The sequence below is a fragment of the Niallia sp. WK069_GA_01 genome, assembly GCF_983173855.1.
On record NZ_OZ470138.1, the window covers coordinates 1,385,904 to 1,406,990 of the forward strand.

The 21,087-nt window shown below is 34.3% G+C and carries 21 protein-coding genes; 9 read left to right on the forward strand and 12 right to left on the reverse strand.

What is annotated here, in order from left to right; translation table 11 throughout:
- Positions 1 to 100: 100 nt before the first annotated feature.
- The gene (locus AC5LWL_RS06555) at positions 101 to 466 is read left to right on the forward strand and encodes a HesB/IscA family protein (RefSeq protein ID WP_493433573.1); all 366 of its coding nucleotides are present in this window, start codon (positions 101 to 103) and stop codon (positions 464 to 466) included.
- An 865-nt stretch (positions 467 to 1,331) separates the two neighbouring features.
- Here the strand turns inward: AC5LWL_RS06555 and AC5LWL_RS06560 are convergent.
- A complete protein-coding gene (locus AC5LWL_RS06560; RefSeq protein ID WP_493433574.1) occupies positions 1,332 to 2,327 on the reverse strand; it encodes an NAD(P)/FAD-dependent oxidoreductase in 996 nt (331 codons plus the stop codon).
- A gap of 112 nt (positions 2,328 to 2,439) precedes the next feature.
- Between AC5LWL_RS06560 and AC5LWL_RS06565 the strand changes: the two genes are divergently transcribed.
- Together AC5LWL_RS06565 and spsC are read left to right on the forward strand one after the other, a co-directional pair.
- Positions 2,440 to 2,583, forward strand: a complete 144-nt coding sequence (locus AC5LWL_RS06565) for a hypothetical protein (protein WP_493433575.1) — start codon at positions 2,440 to 2,442, stop codon at positions 2,581 to 2,583.
- A 120-nt stretch (positions 2,584 to 2,703) separates the two neighbouring features.
- Positions 2,704 to 3,408, forward strand: a complete 705-nt coding sequence (gene spsC, locus AC5LWL_RS06570; RefSeq protein WP_493433576.1) for a stationary phase survival protein SpsC — start codon at positions 2,704 to 2,706, stop codon at positions 3,406 to 3,408.
- 218 nt (positions 3,409 to 3,626) lie between these two features.
- Here the strand turns inward: spsC and AC5LWL_RS06575 are convergent, their stop codons facing one another.
- Positions 3,627 to 4,103 carry a divergent PAP2 family protein gene (locus tag AC5LWL_RS06575; RefSeq protein WP_493433577.1) on the reverse strand — a complete coding sequence of 159 codons (477 nt, stop codon included), beginning with the start codon at positions 4,101 to 4,103 and terminating at the stop codon, positions 3,627 to 3,629.
- A gap of 584 nt (positions 4,104 to 4,687) precedes the next feature.
- On the opposite strand from AC5LWL_RS06575, the gene AC5LWL_RS06580 reads away from it, so the two are divergent.
- The gene (locus AC5LWL_RS06580; protein ID WP_493433578.1) at positions 4,688 to 6,193 is read left to right on the forward strand and encodes a leucyl aminopeptidase; all 1,506 of its coding nucleotides are present in this window, start codon (positions 4,688 to 4,690) and stop codon (positions 6,191 to 6,193) included.
- Positions 6,194 to 6,384: 191 nt separating this feature from the next.
- Here the strand turns inward: AC5LWL_RS06580 and AC5LWL_RS06585 are convergent, their stop codons facing one another.
- The 3 genes from AC5LWL_RS06585 to AC5LWL_RS06595 all read right to left on the reverse strand — a co-directional run bounded on the left by AC5LWL_RS06585 (position 6,385) and on the right by AC5LWL_RS06595 (position 8,746).
- Complete coding sequence (locus AC5LWL_RS06585) at positions 6,385 to 7,404, reverse strand: alpha/beta fold hydrolase (protein ID WP_493433579.1); 1,020 nt, start codon at positions 7,402 to 7,404, stop codon at positions 6,385 to 6,387.
- Entirely contained in the window at positions 7,405 to 7,902 is a 498-nt protein-coding gene (locus tag AC5LWL_RS06590; protein WP_493433580.1) for a hypothetical protein, read from the reverse strand. It lies immediately after the preceding gene.
- A 76-nt stretch (positions 7,903 to 7,978) separates the two neighbouring features.
- Entirely contained in the window at positions 7,979 to 8,746 is a 768-nt protein-coding gene (locus AC5LWL_RS06595; RefSeq protein WP_493433581.1) for an SDR family oxidoreductase, read from the reverse strand.
- A gap of 225 nt (positions 8,747 to 8,971) precedes the next feature.
- On the opposite strand from AC5LWL_RS06595, the gene AC5LWL_RS06600 reads away from it, so the two are divergent.
- Entirely contained in the window at positions 8,972 to 9,172 is a 201-nt protein-coding gene (locus tag AC5LWL_RS06600) for a hypothetical protein (RefSeq protein WP_493433582.1), read from the forward strand.
- A 250-nt stretch (positions 9,173 to 9,422) separates the two neighbouring features.
- Here AC5LWL_RS06600 and AC5LWL_RS06605 read toward each other — a convergent pair whose 3' ends face one another.
- Together AC5LWL_RS06605 and AC5LWL_RS06610 are read right to left on the reverse strand one after the other, a co-directional pair.
- Positions 9,423 to 9,806: a YuzC family spore coat inner layer protein gene (locus AC5LWL_RS06605; protein ID WP_493433583.1), complete on the reverse strand. Its 384-nt coding sequence runs from the start codon at positions 9,804 to 9,806 to the stop codon at positions 9,423 to 9,425.
- Between the two features lie 212 nt (positions 9,807 to 10,018).
- The gene (locus AC5LWL_RS06610; RefSeq protein WP_493433584.1) at positions 10,019 to 10,201 is read right to left on the reverse strand and encodes an asparagine synthase; all 183 of its coding nucleotides are present in this window, start codon (positions 10,199 to 10,201) and stop codon (positions 10,019 to 10,021) included.
- 246 nt (positions 10,202 to 10,447) lie between these two features.
- On the opposite strand from AC5LWL_RS06610, the gene AC5LWL_RS06615 reads away from it, so the two are divergent.
- Positions 10,448 to 10,942 (forward strand): DUF5366 family protein, encoded by a 495-nt coding sequence (locus tag AC5LWL_RS06615; RefSeq protein WP_493433585.1) that lies wholly within the window; start codon positions 10,448 to 10,450, stop codon positions 10,940 to 10,942.
- A gap of 116 nt (positions 10,943 to 11,058) precedes the next feature.
- Here the strand turns inward: AC5LWL_RS06615 and AC5LWL_RS06620 are convergent, their stop codons facing one another.
- On the reverse strand, positions 11,059 to 12,915 hold the full coding sequence (locus AC5LWL_RS06620) for a transglycosylase domain-containing protein (protein WP_493433586.1): 1,857 nt from the start codon (positions 12,913 to 12,915) through the stop codon (positions 11,059 to 11,061).
- Positions 12,916 to 13,168: 253 nt separating this feature from the next.
- Between AC5LWL_RS06620 and kapD the strand changes: the two genes are divergently transcribed.
- Positions 13,169 to 13,786 carry a 3'-5' exonuclease KapD gene (gene kapD, locus AC5LWL_RS06625; RefSeq protein WP_493433587.1) on the forward strand — a complete coding sequence of 206 codons (618 nt, stop codon included), beginning with the start codon at positions 13,169 to 13,171 and terminating at the stop codon, positions 13,784 to 13,786.
- Positions 13,787 to 13,907: 121 nt separating this feature from the next.
- Here kapD and kapB read toward each other — a convergent pair whose 3' ends face one another.
- Entirely contained in the window at positions 13,908 to 14,291 is a 384-nt protein-coding gene (kapB, locus tag AC5LWL_RS06630) for a kinase-associated lipoprotein KapB (protein ID WP_493433588.1), read from the reverse strand.
- A 124-nt stretch (positions 14,292 to 14,415) separates the two neighbouring features.
- On the opposite strand from kapB, the gene AC5LWL_RS06635 reads away from it, so the two are divergent.
- Both AC5LWL_RS06635 and AC5LWL_RS06640 read left to right on the forward strand, forming a co-directional pair.
- Positions 14,416 to 14,928 carry a superoxide dismutase family protein gene (locus AC5LWL_RS06635; RefSeq protein ID WP_493433589.1) on the forward strand — a complete coding sequence of 171 codons (513 nt, stop codon included), beginning with the start codon at positions 14,416 to 14,418 and terminating at the stop codon, positions 14,926 to 14,928.
- Between the two features lie 66 nt (positions 14,929 to 14,994).
- On the forward strand, positions 14,995 to 15,276 hold the full coding sequence (locus AC5LWL_RS06640; RefSeq protein ID WP_493433590.1) for a hypothetical protein: 282 nt from the start codon (positions 14,995 to 14,997) through the stop codon (positions 15,274 to 15,276).
- A 343-nt stretch (positions 15,277 to 15,619) separates the two neighbouring features.
- Here the strand turns inward: AC5LWL_RS06640 and AC5LWL_RS06645 are convergent, their stop codons facing one another.
- The 3 genes from AC5LWL_RS06645 to AC5LWL_RS06655 form a co-directional block, all read right to left on the reverse strand.
- The gene (locus AC5LWL_RS06645) at positions 15,620 to 16,891 is read right to left on the reverse strand and encodes an Nramp family divalent metal transporter (RefSeq protein WP_493433591.1); all 1,272 of its coding nucleotides are present in this window, start codon (positions 16,889 to 16,891) and stop codon (positions 15,620 to 15,622) included.
- Positions 16,892 to 17,184: 293 nt separating this feature from the next.
- Positions 17,185 to 18,483, reverse strand: coding sequence for an MFS transporter (locus AC5LWL_RS06650; RefSeq protein ID WP_493433592.1), 1,299 nt, complete (start codon positions 18,481 to 18,483; stop codon positions 17,185 to 17,187).
- Positions 18,484 to 19,668: 1,185 nt separating this feature from the next.
- Positions 19,669 to 20,754: an iron-containing alcohol dehydrogenase family protein gene (locus AC5LWL_RS06655; protein WP_493433593.1), complete on the reverse strand. Its 1,086-nt coding sequence runs from the start codon at positions 20,752 to 20,754 to the stop codon at positions 19,669 to 19,671.
- Between the last annotated feature and the right edge of the window lie 333 nt (positions 20,755 to 21,087).

Consider the following 21,087-nt stretch of genomic DNA (forward strand, 5'->3'; position numbering starts at 1 on the left):
AAATAAGTAAGTCGGAAAATATTTTCCAAATTCGATTCAGTTGAGTAGATATAATTCGAAGTATATACTATAGGTAACAAAGGTAGGGAGGAATAGTGAAATGACAGAAGAAATTGTGATTCTTACAGAAGCTGCGGCTCTTCAAGTAAAGGAAATGATGAAAGAAAGTGAAGAAGAGGCTACTTATTTAAGAGTTGCTGTCAGAGGTGGAGGATGCAGCGGTTTATCTTATGGAATGGGATTCGCAGCAGAAAAGGAAAAAAATGATATCGTCTCCGAACAGCATGGCATTCAGTTGATTGTGGATCAAAACGATACAGCTATACTAAAAGGGACAAAAGTCGATTATAAACAATCAATGATGGGCGGAGGATTCACCATCGACAATCCAAATGCGATTGCTTCATGTGGTTGTGGTTCTTCCTTTAAGACAGCTTCAAATGCTGGTACACCGGAAGAGTGCTAACTAAATAACAAAAGATAAAGAACTTGGAAACTATCCAAGTTCTTTATCTTTCACCATAAAAACTGAATTTATAAGCGGCGGTAAAAGTATGTTAGCTCATAAATTAAACAAGCTCACAGATTGTCAGGATGTCTATTGCAAGGGGAAGTCTAAGTACATTATTAAAGCATGCTTTGAAGTGTCTATTTAGTGTATTAGTGTAATACAGAACCACAGAAATCAAAATATATCGGAATTATGGATTTAATGAAGAAATGGGAAGCTGTATATGACCAGTGAATTCTAAGGTTCTTCTTCTGAAAATATTTAAAACGAAAAAGTATTCATTTTTTGAATTGGTAGGACACTTATGCAAACAAAAATTATAATATGGAATATTAAAAAAGCAGGGTGGTTCCAATATTTATAGTAGAGAGCAGTCAGAATATACGAAGACTCCCGCGGGAATGCGAGAAAGATGAGACCCCGCAGTGCAACGAGGAGGCTCGGCGCTCGCCCGCAGGAAAGCGAAGTGTATTCTGACTGCGGACTATTTGAGAGGCCACTTTTCATGCGAGCCTGTTGAAAAAATTGATCTGCCATTTCCAGCTAGAATCGTTTTTAAGTCAAGACGTTTACCTATTTGTTGAATGGCTTTTACATTCAAATAAAAAGACAAAGGATGAATCTAGAAAGAATACTCTTTCTAGATTCATCCTTTATTTCGAGATAAGAAAGCATAAGTTTTCTGAAGCCTGACCAGTATCTAGCTCCAGCGCCTAGCTCTAGTGAGTATTTCCCCATGCCTCTAAAAGTAAAAAGCCCTTTTTGAGTCATGTGAACATTTTTCTTCAGAGCTGTTCAAGGCGCCCCGCGCTTTTCTAAATTATTTAAACATTGATGTGCTATGCAGCGGTTGAACACGCGCTTTTGGATCTAAATAAGCTTTTGCGTTATTAACTGATGTCGGTGCTTCTCCAAATCCAGAGGCAATTAATTTTACTTTCCCATCATATGTGCAAATATCACCAGCTGCATAAATTCCTGGGATATTCGTTTCCATTTTGCTGTTTACAACAATGGAGTTTTTCTCAATATCTAATCCCCATGTTTTAATTGGGCCTAAAGAAGAAACAAAGCCGTAGTTTACAATAACCGCATCTACATCGACAACTTCTTTTTCTTGAGTGGATGCATTTTCTAAAACAACTTGTTTTATGCCATTTTCATCTCCTACGATTTCAGTAGGAACAAATGGTGTTTTAATCGTTACTTTTGAATTTTTTAAATTTTCAACACTATGCTCATGTGCACGGAATTTATCTCGTCTATGTGCCAAGTAAACAGTATCTGCAACTGGTTCTAGCATTAGAGACCAGTCAACTGCTGAATCACCGCCGCCAAATACAATAACTTTTTTTCCTGCAAACTGATTTAAATCATCGATAAAATAATGAAGATTTTTTCCTTCATAATTTTTTGCATCTTCTAATTCTAGCCTGCGAGGTTGGAAAGCTCCGTTTCCAGCTGTAATGATGATGGTCTTGGAAAAATGAACTTCTTTATCCGTTGTTAGTTTAAAGATACCATCGCCTTGTTTTTCCACTGTTTGAACAGCTTGTTCTAAAACAATGTTTTGTTCAAATTTAGACATTTGCTCTTTTAGATTATCCACCAATTCTTGTGCGCGAATTTTAGGAAATGCGGCAATGTCATATATATATTTTTCAGGATAAAGAGCTGAAAGCTGTCCACCTAATTGAGGAAGACTTTCAATTACTTTTACAGTAGCTTGTCTCATTCCACCATAAAAAGCAGTGAACATGCCAACAGGTCCGCCTCCAATAACGGTTATATCATAAATTGTTTGATCTTCTTTCAATTCCCATAAGCCCCCTACAAATTGTATTTATTACAATCTATCATATCACAGTATTAAAAACATGAAAATGTTAAAAACTTAGGTGTCTAAACATTAACGAAAGTGAAGACTAATGTTTATTATTTTTGCCAAATTTTTAAAAAAAACACCATTAGAAGCTTATATTATTCCCTCTAGTGAAAAAGAGGTGTTAGTACTTGCAGATTATAGATGTCTTTTAGAAGAAAGAGGAAAGTTTACTAATATAGAAGAATAAAACGTGGAACAATATTCTTTGATATGCCGTCTAATAATAGGTAAAAAGACCTCCTTTTTCTTTATTTATGAATAGTTTCATTGAAAATGGGAAATGAATAGTTTGGAGAGGAGTGAAGGAATGAATTTTTTAAAAAAATCTTTAAAAAGACTAGGAATGGTTCTGCTGTTTGTTGCAGCATTATTAACAACATTCCAATCTATTTCAGGGGTAAAAGCAAGTGCTTATTCTCAAGCTAATAATCAGGATACAATAGAACGTACAGAGGAATCACATATTAATCATAAACTAAAAACAATTGGTGTTGCTTTAAAAAATTTACAACATGTACTTACAGAAAAAACGCAGATTTCTTCTAGTAAGGAAGTGGCAGGAGAGCCACCATCATTAGAAAATAGGGATTGGTCCCAATATCAAAAAAAGACAGTAGTAGCGACGGGATATACAGCTGGCTATGAATCCACAGGAAAAAATCCAAATGATCCCCAGTTTGGAATTACATACTCCGGTGTAAAGGTAAAAAGGGATTTGTATAGTACGATTGCAGCAGACCCGAAAGTATTTCCAATTGGGACAATTTTATTTATCCCTGGCTATGGCTTTGGTGTTGTAGCGGATACAGGTTCGGCAATAAATGGTAACAAGCTAGATTTATATTATCAGACGGTTGCAGATGTATATAGCAAATGGGGGAAAAAAACATTAGATGTATACATAGTTGATAAGGGCAATGGAAAATTAACGGAAGAAACATTAAAGAATTTAAATGAAGCAAAATCCATGCAAGTTTTCCGCCAACAATACACAAAAGCAGAAAGTAAATAAGAAAAGCTCCGAAGAAAAATGTTCTCTTTCACAGGAGCTAGGAGCAGAAGCTAGACAAAGAAAAGCGTATGCGACTGAAAAGCTCCGAAGAAAAATGTTCTCTTTCACAGGAGCTAGGAGCAGAAGCTAGACAATGAAAAGCGTATGCAATCAATCGCTCATTTGAAAAAAGGGAGCAAACCATCCGTAGTAACGGTTGTGATAGGCTCCCTTTTTTATTAATTAATGATCATATCAAGAATAAGCGTAAGACCTATTCCAGTTAACCCTCCAAAAAATACTTCAATTGGTTTATGACCAAGTAATTCCTTTAATTCTTTTCTTTTTTGCTTTTCAGGTTTATTCTGCCATCCTTTTGCATCTGATATGAATTTATTGAAATCAGTTACTAACTGATTTAATACGATTGCTTGTTCACCAGCCTGTCGTCTTACACCAGTTGCATCAAACATCGTTATAATTGCAAATATTGCAGCAACAGCAAATAATGGAGTATTAATACCAGCTTCGAGCGCAACACCAGTGGATAAGGCGGTAACAGCTGCTGAGTGAGAGCTAGGCATGCCACCTGTGCTTGTCAACAAGGACCAATCTATTTTTTTTGTAATAAAAAATGTAATTGGCACTTTTACAAATTGCGCAAAGAAAATGGCAGCTAAACTGGCAAACAGGGGAAAATTAAAAAATAAATCCAATTAAATCACCTCAAGTTTCTATCGTTTAAACAGTAGTGTACTATCTAACTTTACCCTAATTTAGATAATAATAAATCATAAAAATTTAGGGAATGATGGATAACAAGAAAAACTTATGAAAGACAGCAAAAGTATAATCTAATGAATACAAGGGATAAATACTTATGCAGTAATTTGTGAATAAGCTTCAGTGGATAAGAAAAGAACCTAGATTTGAGTTCTTTCTTAATTATAACATAACCCATATAGCTATGTTTAACTACTAAATACACCTATTAAAATAAGGGAATTAAAAAATAATATTTATAGAGGTTGTGCAAAAGTCCGGTAAAAAGGACATGCGAAATTCTTCGTTAGTTTATCATTTGCTTCTCACGTATTAATATATAACGTTCCAATGTTCAACCGTTAAGTCTCATAGAGCTTTTTAGTGCACTTATATATATTGCTGTTTGAAATTGGAAGCAGTTCATCTGCTAATTACTCTGTTTCTATAATTATTTAGAAAAAAGCCTAAATAAATAATTAGTTATACGAAATAGTATTTTATTTCGGTATAATAATAGGGAAAGGTGGAGGTATATATGTTTAACTATAAATCAGAATGGGAATTTTCTAATCAACAAGAAAGTATTATTATTGGTCTTTTTGATAAATCGATTAAATTTGAAGGGAAATTGGCACAGCTGGATGAACTTTTTCAAGGAGAATTAACAAATTTAGTGAAAAGTGGAGATATCTCAGCTAAGAAAAAAAAGTTGGCTAAAATACATACATTTGGAAAAGTGGGAGCAAAAAGAATTATCTTTGTAGGATTAGGAAGAGAAAAAGAATTAACTTTTGATGAAGTTAAAGAAATTTTTGGCGGCGTATTTAAAGAATTTAAAAAAGAAAAATGGACCGATACATCTATTTATCTCGATTCTTTTGTAACGGAGAAAATGGATGCATTTGATGTCTCACATGCATTTAGCGAAGCTTTTGCTTTAGCAACTTATGAGTTTGTTGGCTACAAGCAAAAATCCAATGAACCAGAGAAAAAAATAGAAAATATTACGGTATACAGTCAAGCAGAACAACAGGAAGTGGAAGCTTCTTTACATGTTGGATATACGTATGGAAAAGGTACAAATTCCGCTCGTGACTTAGTTAATTTACCAGGAAATATGCTGAAAGCAGCGGATATGGCAGAATACGCTAAAAATCTAGCTGAAAAATATTCTTTAGAAGTAGAAATATTGGAAAAAGAAGATATGTTAAAGCTTGGCATGGGTGCCTTATTAGCAGTAAATCAAGGGTCTGTTGAACCTCCAAAAATGATTGTTCTGAAATACCAAGGAAAAGAAGCTTGGGAAGATGTAATTGGATTGGTAGGTAAAGGCATAACCTTTGATACAGGCGGCTATTCCATTAAAACAAAGGCTGGCATTGTTGGGATGAAAACAGACATGGGAGGAGCTGCTGCAGTTCTTGGCGCAATGGAAATTATCGGGGAATTAAAGCCGAAACAAAATGTTGTTGCCGTTATTCCTTCAACGGACAATATGATTAGCGGATCTGCGTTTAAACCAGATGATGTGATTACTTCATTGAGTGGGAAAACAATTGAGGTGCTTAATACAGATGCAGAAGGAAGGTTAGTTTTAGCTGATGCAGTAACATATGCAAAGCATCATGGAGCAAATTATTTAATTGATGTGGCAACATTAACTGGTGGCGTCATTGTTGCATTAGGAATGGAAACAACTGGTGCGATGACAAATAATGAAGTGCTTTTTGAACAAGTAGTAGAAGCTGCATACGAAGCTGGAGAGCAAATGTGGAGATTGCCGATTTTTGAAAGCCATAAGAAAAAAGTCAGAAGCAGTGCAATTGCTGATTTGAATAACTCTCCTGGAAGAGACGGCCATGCTATTATGGGCGGCGCTTTTGTTGGGGAGTTTGCAGAAGAAACACCATGGGTGCATCTTGATATCGCAGGGACTTCGACAACCACGAGCAGTTCGGAATTAGGCGAAGCAGGAGCAACCGGTGCGATGACAAGAACACTTGCATTACTAATAGAAAGATTTGAAACAATTGATAAGTAAGTTACTGTAGAAGATTTATTTTTATGTAAACTTCACGATAAGAAGGTAAAAATCCATCGTTGCAATGATGGATTTTTACCTTTTTTAAGTGGAAAAGTACGGTTTTTTTTGTGATAGATGAGTAGGGTAGTTAGCTCCGGTATACAAGTACGAATCTCGTGAAGACTTAATTGAACTTGTCGTTAATCTGCTTATAAAATAGTGGAATGATTATGGAGCCAATGATCCATTACTTCAGGTAAAATGCCTTTAGTAACTAAGGAAATATGACCTGCTTCAAGTATGGCATATGTTTTATCTTTACTTGATACAAGATTTATGATCGGGTCACATAAGCTACTTGGAACTAATGGATCATTTTTTGTAGAAAATACAAGTAAGTTGGAGGTAATATTAGTAAGCTTAATAAGCTCATCATTAATGGTTAGTTCACCGGTTAGTAATTTATTATCACGGACAAAGTCATTCATTATTTTTTTAAATGCTTCACCTGATAAAGGAATATGATCATTTGTCCATTCATTCATACGTGTCCATTTGTTCCGATATCTTGTATCAGTTGGATGTTTTAATAAAGATAAATAATGACTAAAAGCAATCGGGGCAACAAGCATTTTTGTTCCGTACTTAATGGAAAGAGGTGGAACAATTCCTATTCTATCAATTAATTCATTGATATTAATCCCATCATTTCGCAATGCATCAAGCCATTTATCATAATCTGGAAAGGCGGAAAAATCAATAGGAGTAACGGCTAAGATTAAATTTTTTATCCTTTCTTGTGCAAGTGCTGCGTAAATGGCTGCTAATGTTCCGCCTAAACAAAATCCGATGATAGTCATTTCGTCTACTTTAGCGTGTCTAAGGGCGCGTTGATATCCTTTTTGAATATATTTTGTTATATAATTATCGATTGTAATGGAACGATCTTCAAACCCCGGAATGCCGAAATCAATTAAATAAGCATCATATCCTGCATTAGAAAGTGCTTCAATTAAACTGAAGGAAGGACCTAAATCTAAAATAGACGGTTTATTTACTAAAGAATAAATAAGAAAAACAGGTTCTTTATAACGTTTTATTTGTGCTGGATAATACCATAGGGTTGCTTTATTTTTTTTCCAGACAGCATATCTAGAAGAGGAGCCAATAGGATAATTCGTTGATGTTATTGGCTGTAAGGAAATATGAGTTTGATCTGATCGCTTCATTTACTGCACCTTATCAGACTGATTATTTTGGAAGTATTGTTTTTGTTCAGAGATTTTTTCTTTTACATCCAGCACATCCTGTTGAATGGCAGTAATCCCTTCTTTTTGCTTTATAAGTTCAGTTGTCAGATTTGCATTGGTTAAATCGCTGTTTTCTATTGAGGATATTGTTTCTAGTTGTTGTTGAACTTCTTGCAGCATAACCGTTAATTCATAAAGCTGGTCATCTAAACGATCGATTTTTTCCTCTGATTGAAGAATAAGCTGGGTAGCATTAGATAAATCTGTTTTAGTAGGAAGATTAATAATAGAGGCAGTTCTTTCGACATATCCCTGAACCTGTTCGATTTTTTTTGTTAGTGCTTTACTGCGGTTATTTGCCAAAAAAATCATACTGGTTGTGTTTAATTGATTTTTTATTATATTATTGATGCGGTATTGCAGTAAGTCTCCACCTTTTTTTAGAATATCATAAACATCTAATGTAATTTGTGCCATTTTTGATTTCCTCTCTATGTGTTAATAGTAATTTTCATTTTCTTTATCGGACTTTTTGAACAAGCTTTAGATAGAGCTATAGCATAGACGATAAACCACCATCTACAGCAATAGTCTGTCCTGTAACATAATCAGAAGCATGTCCGGCTAGAAAGAGTGTAATTCCTTTTAAATCATCGGATGTCCCAAATCTATTAGCAGGAATTTTGGCAAGAATCGGTTTTTGAAATTTTTCTAGTGCTGTAGTAATTTTAGTTGGGAAAAATCCCGGAGCAATTGCATTCACTTGAATATTGTGTTCAGCAAGTTTTACTGCCAATTCTTTTGTTAATGTGATGATGGCACCTTTGCTTGTATTATAGGCAATGGCATTTAAATAAAGAGGATGTGTTCCATAATAGCCTGTAACGGATGAGATATTAATTATTTTACCGCTTTGCTGCATCGCCATTTTTTTGGCAACTGCTTGTGAGAATAAAAATGTGCCTTTAACATTTATATTCATCACTTTATCCCATTTGTCTTCCGGGTAGTCAAGTACAGGTGCTATCCATGAGGTGCCGCTGTTATTTATTAAAATATCGATTTGTCCAAATTTAGCTAATGTTTCTTGAATAACAAAATCAATGTCCGTTTGTTTAGATATGTCACAAGATAATGCTATTGCTGGTATGCCTTTTTCTTTTAATAAGTCAGCAGTTTCTTTACAATTGTCTAAATTTCTGGAGCAAATAACAATGTTTGCACCAGCTTCTCCTAATGCGATGGCCATCTGTTGTCCTAGTCCGCGTCCCCCGCCAGTAATGATGGCAGTTTTGTTTGTTAGCTTACAAAAGTCATTCATATCTGTAATTCCCTTCCCTCCTGTTCGTTCTCTGTTTTCTTTATAGTATAAACAAGCTATATAGGAAGGGTGATTAAATTAAGGAATTTGCCTTTGCCTAAATCTACGAGTGTTGTGTCAAAATCGAAAATTTGTACATGATAGTGACTTTTGCCCAGTCCAATATACGGGCATATGCATATGTAATAGAGTAGGGAATAAATAGAAGAGTGGAGGTAATCGCCAATGATGTATGGATATAGACAGCCACAAGATTCGAGAATTTGGTTTGCTGGTCCTTTTGTTGGAGGTTTATTAGGAGGGGTAGTTGGTTCTGCATTATTAAGACCAAGACCATATTATTATGGACCAGTACCGTACGGGCCAGGACCATATGGGCCGGGACCATATGGACCAGGGCCTTATGGACCGTATCCTTATTATTAATAAACTTTATTTGTAAAGGCTACCCTGAAAAAGGGGTTTGTCTTTCTCGATAAGTCTGCAGCCGGAATACACTTCGCTTTCCGCGGGACGGGCGGCGAGTCTCCTCGGAGTAAACTCCTGAGGGTCTCGCCTGTTCCACAGAAGTCTTCGTGTATTCCGGCTGCTCTCTGGTTATAAAGTTTAAGAAATCTGTTTCATTTCATGTGTTGTTGTTTTACAGAAAAAACTGATACATATGCAATTTGTGCTGTTAATTCTCTATCCATCTTAACTGGAAGGAGAGATAACAGCAGTGTGGGGCTTGGTTTTTGTGATCAAAATTAAAAGTAATTCCATCTGGGTTATAGGATATTTTGGGTATGTTTTTTGTTCCTAATGAGTGGATAAGCTGATTAACGGTTTGATTTTGGGATGCTTGTGCAGCGCTCATTAATTGAGTAGAGAATTCTTTTGATTGTGCAATTTTTGTCAGAATGGTTTCGGCATCTTTTAAAAGGGTTAATGAATCTTGAGCTGATTGAATAAATTGGTTTGGATTTACTGTCGGCAGTTTGCGGAATAGAAGTGGATAATGAAGAAATGGGTGGTAGATAAGAGAATGCTGCCGCATGTAAGGATAAAAACGTGGAAACATATAAAGCCAATCCTTTCGTTTACGAGTACATACTGTTAATTATCTTATTCGAAGGCGGATATAATAAGAACGATAAAAGAAAATGATTTGAATATTCTTTAAGTAATACGCTAAAAAAATCCTTTCCATAAAATGTAGTGTATTTTATGGAAAGGATTAGGGGAATGTTCGATTTTGTTAACGACTATTAGTTTCTTCCGCCAAAGTTTGTACTAAAATCTTTGACGATGTTCCACTAAGTCAATTGTTCCTAACACAATATGTGCAAGACCAAAACCGAATACAGTGTTTGAAATCATTGAGTCGATTTTTCGATTTTGTTTCATAACAAGACCAGCTGTTGTAACGGCAGTACCTAACACGGTAGGAATTAATCCTTCACGAATATGCTCCATTTAGCTTCACTCCTGTTATTTGTATTAGTCCACTTGAGGACTTTTTTAGTATAGCCAAATGAGCCGAATTCATTTATGCCATAGTATGGGGAAAGAGGGGCATATTGGTGTACATTTGAACTTGAATCTGCAAAACAAAGCAAAAAAGGAAGCATTTCTAATAGCTTCTTGGTGTTTACAGATTAGATGTTTTTCCTTAAAATGAAGGAATCATCTACGAGAAATGATTATTCAGGAGCAGTATTAATGAAAAATACGTATTTAACCAGTTATTTTCCGATTTTTTCTATTATATTTTTTAGTATTGCATTTGCCACACGAGTAGAATTTTCGCTTTTATCCCTTTTTAAATATGTTGGTATGTATAATGGTTTATTGGAGTTTTTTACAGAAACAGGGATTAAGTTAGCGTTATTAATTGTTCTATGCAGTATCTTCTTTATGATATTAGCTGCATTAAAGCTCATAACGGATACATTAAATCAACTATCTTTATTATTCTTTTCAAATGATTCAACCGGAGAAAGTCTTACAAAAGCAAGGAAGGGTAGCTTTATTTATTTTATTGGCAGTATTCTTTCTTTATTTGGTATTTACAGTTATTTAGTGCTTGTTATTATCTTTATTTTGACAACGCTTATTTATTTTGTGTATTTTGTAAATACTGCTAGTACAAGTTTAAGTATTTCGGGAATCGTGTTTTTTATTCTTTTTCAAGTATCAACTTGGGCTGTATATTAATTAGTTTTATTTACCTTTGCATCAAACTTTATAATGGAATGTTGGCAAGCCTGCCTGTTTAATAGCAGAGCTGAGTTTTTTAGAATCAGGTGGCTGGAATGGCTCACCTGATTCTTTTAATTTGATATGATTTTTTTCCAAATTTGCAAATGAGGTGCTTGTGATTCAATAGAATTCAAATTGCTTGGCTGATCTTTACCTATCCATACGCCTACGGTTTTTGTTTCAGATAAACCAATAATCCAATAATCTTTATAATCATTCGTTGTGCCTGTTTTTCCGCCAAGGTATGGAGAGGGGAAATAGGCTTTTTTTGCTGTTCCAGAAGAAACGGTTTGTTGAAGCAATTGGCGCATTTTATCATTGGTTTGTCTGCTCCAAACAACTTCATGCTTATTATCCCATTTATATAATTGCTTTTCTTCTGCGTCAGTGACTGAAACAATTGCTCGTGCTTTTTCAAACATTCCATTATTGCCAAAAGTCGTATAAGCATTTGTTAATTCTAATGGTGTGATTCCATACGTTAAACCGCCAACTGCCGCAGGTAAACGATAATCATTCGTCGTTATTTTTTGAAAACCAAATGGTGTTAGATAGGAAAATGCCGTATTTACACCAGTTTGTTTCAATATTCTTACAGCGGGTGTGTTATAGGAATGAATAAATGCGTTTTTTATTGTAACCATTCCATAATTTTTTCCACTGTAATTTTTAGGACAGTATGTTCTATTACAGTATGAATTAGCATTTACTTTACTTGTAAGCGGGCTATTTGTTTCTTCTAGATAAGGTGCATAAACAAGGAGAGGCTTTATGGCAGATCCAGGCTGACGGAATGCTTGATAACTTCGATTGAAATCGTATTTTTTATAGTTTTTTCCGCCAACCAAAGCGATCACTTGATGTGTTTTTTGATTAATTACGACAGCAGTCCCTTCCACATCTTTGTATGGCAACAAGTTGTTCACTGTCTTTTTAGCATTTTTTTGTTCTTTTTGATCAAGGGATGTATGAAGTGTAATTCCCTTTGCATATAATTGCTCTATTTCTTCTTCCAGCTGCTTATTGAGTTTTTGTTTTTCTTCCTTTGATGCTCTTTCTAATTTCACTGAATATCCTTTTTTATCAGCGATTAATTGTTTGAATTCTTCTTGTACATAGGTAGTGTAGTCAGGGTATAAATCGACGCTATTTTGCAATTTTAAGCTAATTTTTTCCCTTTTTAGTTGTTTTCCCTCTTTAGTAGAAATTTTCTCTTTTTGTACTAATAAGTCAATAAGCCGCTCTTGTCTTTTTTTCGTTTGATCGAAATGCTTTAGCGGGTTATAGATGGAAGGGTTATTAGGTATACTTGCTAAAAAAGCTAATTGTGCCTTTGTTAATTTACTGGTTTGTTGGCTGAAATAATAATTGGCAGCTCTTTCAATACCATACATATCATTTGCAAAATAAATCGCGTTGACATATTGAGTTAGAATTTCTTCTTTTGCCTGTTTTCTTTCCAATTGATAGGCATAAAGCAGCTCACGTAATTTTCGATTATACGTTTTATCATAGGATTGAAACATATTGCGGGCTAGCTGCTGTGTAATGGTGCTTGCCCCCTGCTCGATTTCATCTGAATCTATATTCGTTAAAAAAGCTCTTCCTATAGAGGGAATATCAAAGCCAATATGTTCATAAAAGTGCTGATCTTCTGAAAGGATAAACAATTGCTTTAGAAAGTCAGGGATTTCATCCGACTGAAGACTTTTTCTTTTGACGGATGTATTAATTTCAGTAATCAGTGCATCATCTTTGTCTGTTATATAACTTGTTTGATTAAGCTGCATTGATTGGACTTCTAAATTTTTATCAAGCCATTGATCGAAACGAAGTATTTTTCTTTTCTCATCAGCAACTTGTATAAGTGTCAAAATAAATAAGCAAAGCATCAAGAAAGTAAGCGAATATCCTAATTTATTTTTCATATTTTTTCCTTTGTTTTTTTCCTAGTTCTTTTTTATCTTATAAGATTTAACGATAAAATGCATGTCATGACGCTAAAAAAATATTCATCTTAAATATACAGAAAATTTCAAAGGTTAAAGAATATTCTGTTATAATAAAATTAAACATAAATCGTTTAACTGTTTTCATAATTTATAAAGAGGATTTTTTGAAATAAAAATATTTTTTGTTATTCTGATCGTCGACTATTGCTGGAAGAGAGAAGGTGAAAAGATGGAAAAAAACCAGCATTTATTTATTGACTTTGAATTCACCATGCCTGAAAAAAGTTTAAGATTTAAAGGTTTTTATCCTGAAATTATTGAAGTTGGTATTGTAGCAGTTGTAAATAATGCGATTAGAGAGCAATTTTCGTCCTATGTAATTCCTCGGCAGTTTCCAATTCTTTCTGAACGATGCAAATCCTTTTTACATATAACACAAGAACAAGTAGATAATGGCATATCATTTTACGATTTAGCAAAGAAGGTAGAGGAATTTAGCATTGGTTTTGAGAACACCATTGTGACATGGGGCAATATGGATATGAGGGTACTAAGAAATAATTATGGAAAAGCAGGTATACCATTTTCTCTTAGCTGTGTTGAAGTTGATTTATCGATGGAATACAAACGTTTTTTTGGAGATCAAAATCAAACAGGATTATGGAAAGCAGTAAAAGAATATGGAAGAGAAGGAACTGGAAAACATCATCGTGCATTAGACGATGCATTGACTACCTATCATATTTTTAAATTGGTTGAAAAAGATAAAAAATATCTAGAAAAACCAAAACCAACAACAATTGGTGATCTTATTGATGTATCAAAACTTTTTAATAAGTTAGCATAGAGGACTTCTGTTTCTATCAAAAAAAGAGGAAGGTCCTCTTTTTTTGATAGAAGGAACTATTTTAGGAGAAATGAAACGTTAACGTTTTTTAACAACTTCATTAGTACTTAATGGAAAACGTCTACTTGATAACATATTCTTTTTTTAATTCTTCGAGATTATGCAAACTTTGTTTTGCGAATTCCGAAGAATCTGCAAGAAGCTCCTTTTCTAACTTTTCTAAAGCTTGTTGAAGGGTATCTTTATAAGCTGGAATACTGCCTTCAAATACCTTTGTCATCTGTTTTGGAACGTTCATCTTTTCATTGTATCCCAGCGCCTTTCTCTCGTGAAAAAAAACTCCCTCTACTACTTTAGGATGATGTAAATCGCCTTGCATTGGATGTTTTAAAACGCCAAGAACCTTTACTAAATATCCTTGTGCTCGAATCTCCATAATTTCACCAATGTATTTTCCTGTTTTATAAAATGCGGTAACAGTTGAACCTGCCATTAATTCTGACATGAAAAAACCTCCCTTTATTTAGTTTCTATTATTATAATACTGTAAATACATAAACACGATAAAAAAGCATAATAATTTCCTTTCTACAAACAATATAAAAAAAGTTTGCGGAGGAATTAAAAGAATGAAAAAAATGGTCGGTGTTATTGCAATAATGTTTCTACTTACTGGTTGTACACAAGCGGAAGTCAGAAAAGTAGATGTGGACATGTTTAATGATGTGGGAGATTCATTAGGTACAATTACTTTAACGGAAAAAGCAGCGGGCGTTATGTTAACGATAAATTTAAAAGGTCTAACGCCAGGTGAGCATGGTATTCATATCCATGATGTTGGAAAATGCGATAAACCTGATTTCCAATCAGCAGGAAATCATTATAATCCAGATAATAAAGAGCATGGATTACTTCATCCAAAAGGGGCGCATGCAGGTGATCTGCCTAATATTATTGTTGAGGATGATGGAACCGTAAATGCTGAATTCATGGCTCCTCAAGTTACATTAAAAAATAAAAAAAATTCTTTGTTCACTAAAAATGGAACGTCTATTGTAATTACTGAAAATCCTGATGATGGCATGACACAGCCAGCAGGGGATTCAGGGATGAGGATTTCTTGTGGTGTGATTAAAAAGTAGCATCTGATCTAAATTATTTTATAGATATAAATATATGAAAAAACGATCATTCTTTTAGGGGGAATAATGTTGAAAAGATGGATTACCATTTTAACTATGTTCTCCTTTTTACTCGGTTGTGAAAATGAAGATGAAACATTAAGAGTTAATAAAGAAAAGTACGATAATGCAATTAATCAAGTAGTTATTCTTGAAAATAAACAGCTTCAACAAGATGGAGAACTATCTGTGAATAAAGTTCTTTTAAGAGAGCATCTTGGAATAGTTGTTTATTCTGAAGGACGATACATCAGATTGTTTTATCATTTAAATGGTTCCAAAGACTGGCCGAGAACTGAAAAAACATAGGAGCGTATATCAAAGAATAAATATCAATCTGTAGATGATCAGGAATTAAAGAAAAATAAAAATCAAAGGTACTTCGAAACTAATTCATATTCCGAGAGAGTGCCAAGTAAATAAAAAAATCCCTTCCATGAATGGTCGGAACTACTAGTAAAAACTTTTATTTCCATTTACATGAAGTAATAATTATTATGATTGATCTTTTCGTAGCAGTGTTTAAAATGGACTGATGATTTGAGAGTAGGGCATTCGTTCGCTGAAGAAAAGATAATACGATAAAGAAAAATATGAAAAAACCACGACATTTGCCGTGGTTTGAATGTTGAAAAAGCAGAGAACCAAACGCTTAAAATGATTCAATCAGTAAAAATATATTCAGAAAAATAATAAGAACAGCCATAAGCCATGAGATAATGGTAATTATTTTTGAGTTTGTTAAGGAACCCATAATTCTTCTGTTACTTGTAAACATAATTAAAGGAATTAAAGCAAAGCCGATTCCAAAAGAAAGAACAACTTGACTAAGTACTAATGCACTAGTTGGATTCACTCCCGATGCAATAATAATAATCGGCGGAATAATAGTGATAAGCCGTCTAACATAAAGAGGAATTCGATAATGAATAAAACCTTGCATAATCACGTCGCCTGACATCGTTCCAACAGAAGAACTGGAAAGACCTGCAATCAATAATCCAAGACCAAATAATAATGCAGATAACGGACTTACCAAATGTTCAAAATGGTGGAAAGCAACTTCTAAATCTTCTACAAAAATTCCATTCTTATGAAATAATGAACTTGATACAATCAGCATAGATGCATTGATAAATCCAGCTATAAGCATGGCGATAAGAATATCAATAAATTCAAATCGATAAATCAACTTTTTCTCTTTCATTGTTTTGCCGACAATTCTTTTTTGAGTTAATGCTGAATGAAGGTAAATGGCATGTGGCATAACGGTTGCACCTAAAATACCAGCGGCAAGCAATATGCTGTCAGTACCTTGAAATTGCGGTGTGAATAAGCCATGTAAAACAGAGCTTACATCTGGTTTTACAAAAAACATTTGGACGACAAAGGAAAGTACTACAATAAACAACATCGCTGTGATTCCTGCTTCTAACGACCGGAAACCTCTTCTTTGCAATTCTAAAATGGCAAATGATCCTATAGCTGCAATAATGCTTGCTTCAATTAATGGAATACCAAAGAGTAGATAAATACCAAGAGCCGCGCCTATAAATTCGGCTAAATCAGTTGCCATAATAACTAATTCTCCCTGAATCCATAAGCCGAAGGATACAGGTTTAGGAAATTCTTCTCTTGCTATTTCTGGTAAGTTTTTTCCTGTAGCAATTCCAAGTTTAGCTGACAAAGATTGGATGATAAGTGCCATTATATTCGAAAAAAAGATCACCCATAATAATAAATATCCATATTTAGATCCTGCTGCTATATTTGTCGCAAAATTTCCTGGATCAATATAAGCAATAGCTGCAATAAAGGCAGGACCTAAAAAAGGCAGAATTCTTTTGAGTCCTTTGATTCTTCCATCTAAAACGGCTTGTGCCGAAGAATGATTTTCTTTTGAAATGGAGTTTTCGTTATCCATGATGTCACCTTTTTTCTATTAAAATTTACCTCGTATTAAAAAGTTTCCTGCGTGCAACTTTATAATAAATCTTATTCTTAAATAGTGAAAATGTCAATGGATTCTCAAATTTTTTTAAATTTACTGATTATTAAATTTAACCTGTATGAACAGACTCTAATTCTAATTTAAATTCATAGTACTTCATGGAATGTGGGGATAAGTATCCGGACTTTTTAGAGATGATTTTCACCATTGTAATCTTTATATAAAAAAATCAGTGAGGATCCAATCCCCACTGATTGTAGAATATATTATGCAAGTTCTTTCCCTTTTGTTTCAGGAGCCCAACAAATAGAGACAATCGTCCCAAGTAATAGAACAGCTGCTAAAATAAGCATAGTATGAGATAAACCAAATTTAATAATTAAAGTAGGAAGCATGAAAGTACCAAGAGCTGAACCAATGCGGCTGCATGCTGTCGCAACACCGACCCCTGAAGCTCGTAATTCTGTTGGAAAACTTTCAGCTGGATAAATTCCAACTAAATTGTTGATTGCAGAAATGAATAGTGTAAAAACAACAAACGCTGCAATTAATAAAAAGCTCATGCTTTGTGGAATGATGCCAAGTAACGCGAGGGAAACAAAGCAAATGATAAAGGAACTGATTAAGAAGCTTCTTCGTGATAGCTTCACGGTTAAATACATTCCTACAAATGCACCAAGAAGCAGGAAAATATTTAATAGAATATCAGCAGTGTAGCCTTCTTTCATATCGAAATAATCCAAGATGGTCGGCAAGAATGTAAATACTGAGAAGTAAGGCAATACAATACAAGCATAGAATAAGCCATTGAACAATGTTAAGCGAATATATTTTTTGCTGAATAAATGGCCAATGCTTAATTGTTTTGTTTCCTTTTCTGTGGTTAACACGACATTTTCACCTAAATGCTTTGTAACAATTGCTTGTGCTTCGTCTACTCTGCCTTTACTAACCAAATATTTTGGAGATTCAGGTGTTCCAATCCGCAAAAAGAGTACAAGCAATGCTGGGATTCCAGATGAAGCGAGCATCCAACGCCATGAAACATCTGCATCCAATAAAATCATTCCAACGATACTTGAAACGACATATCCAATTGTAAAGAATACATTGAATGTTCCAAGCAATGTTCCTCTATGACGTCTTGGAGAGAATTCAGCCAACATTGCCTGCCCTACCGTATAATCTCCGCCTAAACCGAAGCCGATAGCAAACCGTAAAAAGAATAAAGTCCATACATTAGGAGCTATAAATTGTAAGAATGAAGCTAATGTAATTAAAATAAAACTAAATAGAAAGATTTTTTGACGGCCAATATAATCTGAAGCCCATCCTAGTAAAAAACTTCCGAAAAATAATCCGATTAAAACAGAGCTTCCTAATAAACCTAAATCAAAAGCACTTAAGTTCCATTGCGCTGCTAATGATAGTAAGGCAAAACTGATAATGCCAATAACATATCCATCAGTAAAATGTGCACCAAATGTTAAACTAGCTGTTTTAATATGGAATTTTGTTATTGGGGAATCATCCATGGTAATTTTTTTCTGTTTTTCTTTTCTCATCAAATCCACCTTTATAAAAATGTAATTTAACAAGTAACAGTCATCATTGCTATCATGATACATTTTCCTAGAATAAAAGCTAAAATACGATAAAGTGAGTTTCTAATCAGTGAGGGAACTGCGGGAATACATTCACTTTTCGAGTATCCTGTAATCCTGAAAGAAATAAATTCATCGGGAATGGTGCGGGCGTATTAGTTCACCCAAACCAGAAAATTTTTTTTTGGTTTGGGTGAACTAACTAGGGGTTTAATCTTTTTCTTTAAAATTAAACAACATTTCTTAAAAGATAAGGAAAAAAGTTAGTTATGTATCATCAATAGTAATTAGATAACTATTCTTGCTGAACAAGAGATTTATCCCCCTTGCTACGAACATTTAAACATGAATTGATTTATTATGCAAAAAATATTCAGTTAAGAAATCGCTGTATCCTATGCTATCAATGGGATAAAAAAAATTATTTTTTTTCTAAAAAAAAGTAATTTATTACGTTTATATGCTGATTTTCCTGACTATTTGAACAGGGGGTTTTGAGTATTTTTTTGTGAAGAAATTGTGAATATTTGGATATAGAAATGAAAAAAATGTATAATAAATGCATAGAGAAATTTCTTAATATTTCTTTGAAGTAATGATAGTTACTCAAACTTCGCACCATCAAATTCGTTTGCAAGTATTAATATTACTCGGTTTAGAACAATAAAATGGGAGGTTTGTTTTAAAAGGTGAGAAAGCATATATTTTTCTAGCTTCGCCGTACAGGATGTACAAGGGACGGTGAAGACATAAGGACGTGGCATATTTAGCCAGTCAGCGCCTAGCCTTAGTGAGTATTGCCTCCAGCTCTAAAAGTAAAAACACTTTTTGAGTCTGGAGAACATTTTTCTTCGGGTCTGAGCAAGGCGCTTGTGCTTTTCTTTTTCAACGTTGTTCTTAATGGATCAAACGGCTTGATTGAAGCGGATATGCGAGACTCCTGTGGGATTAGCGGGTTAGATGAGACCTAAGCAGGCGCAAGCGCCGAGGATCACCTGCACGCCACACGGAAAGCGAGCATCCTGAAACGAGAATCTTGCCCCTATTTATAAGGAATAATATTTGCAAAAAAACGAAAGAAAAAAGGGTTCAAAAGACTGAATGCTTTTGAACCTTTGTATGAAAACTTGCCATTTTTATTGGATACTACTGAAAAAATGCCTCTAAATCATAAATAGCCTGTAATACTTTATCTGCTGTTATTTCTTCCGGCAGTAAATGAATGGATTCTTTCTTTATCGTTGCTGCCTCTGCAACTCTTTTTAATTTATCTGTTTGATCGATAGTAATTCCCAAATCATTTAATGTTAGTGGTAAAGAAAGGGAACGATAGAAACTCTCTAAGCTTCTAATTTCCTCCCAGTTTTTTTCTAAAGCGAGCTGAATTAATATTCCATAAGCTACTTTTGCACCATGTAGCAAATGATGTGTTTCCTCTAAGGTAGTCAGTCCGTTATGAATAGAATGTGCCCCGGCAATCCGCCCGTACTTATCACCATAGCCACCTACCATTCCTCCAGCGACAATATTTGTTTCCATTACTTTTGTTAATGCAGAAGTAAGTTGTTTGTTTTTTTGAGCCTTTACTGCCTCCACACCGTATTGAAGCAATATATCACGGCATAATTGTGCTGTTTGATGGGCAATAGTTACGACAAGAGGTGGATCCTTTAATTCGCGAATAATCACATCTGCTTCATACCATTTTGCTAAAGTATCAGCAATTCCAGCGATAAAGAAATTAGTAGGTGATTGCAAAAGAACGCGTGGTTCAAATAAAATCATTAACGTGCTTTTGGGGTAAATTGTATAATGAGTAAAGATTCCATCATCTGTATAAATAACACTTAATGGTGTCCAAGCAGCACATGTGGATGCTAATGTTGGAATTAAAATAGCATCGACATTTGCATCATTTCCAGCTGCTTTTATTAAATCTAATACTTTACCGCCGCCGATTCCAATAATTGCATCAAAATTATTTTCCATTACAAGTGAGGCAATGCGATTTATTTCATTTAAGGAACATTCACCATTGTAGGGAATAAAGGTTAATGATGCGTATTGAAAAGTTTTTGGAAAAAATGGAGAGATTGCATCCCAAGATTTTTCTCCATGGACAACTAAACAGTTCTTTTTATTGTATCTTTGCAATAATTCATCCAGTTTATTTAAAATACCAGGTTCACAAGCGTAATAGACTGGTGCACCTCTTACTTCGATTTCCACCATTATGTCACGTCCTTTTCTCTTTTACTGCGTGTTCAAAAGAGAATAAAAAGCAAGCCAACGAAGAATTTTGACGTCTCCTTTTTACCAGACTTTTTGAACAACCCTTTAATAGTTTATTAGGTTAATTTTTTATAGGAAAACATGGGATTAACGTAAATAAAAAGCTCCTTTCGTTTGAAAGAAGCACATAATGCTGAACGAACACGATAAAAAACTGATTTTATAGAAGAATTAAATACTAACTGAATCTTAAAACTTGTCTGATAGAATGTCAATCATAACTTCTTATAACAAAAGAGAGAAGAAGGGGAGTCTGAATGAAAGGTCATTGCA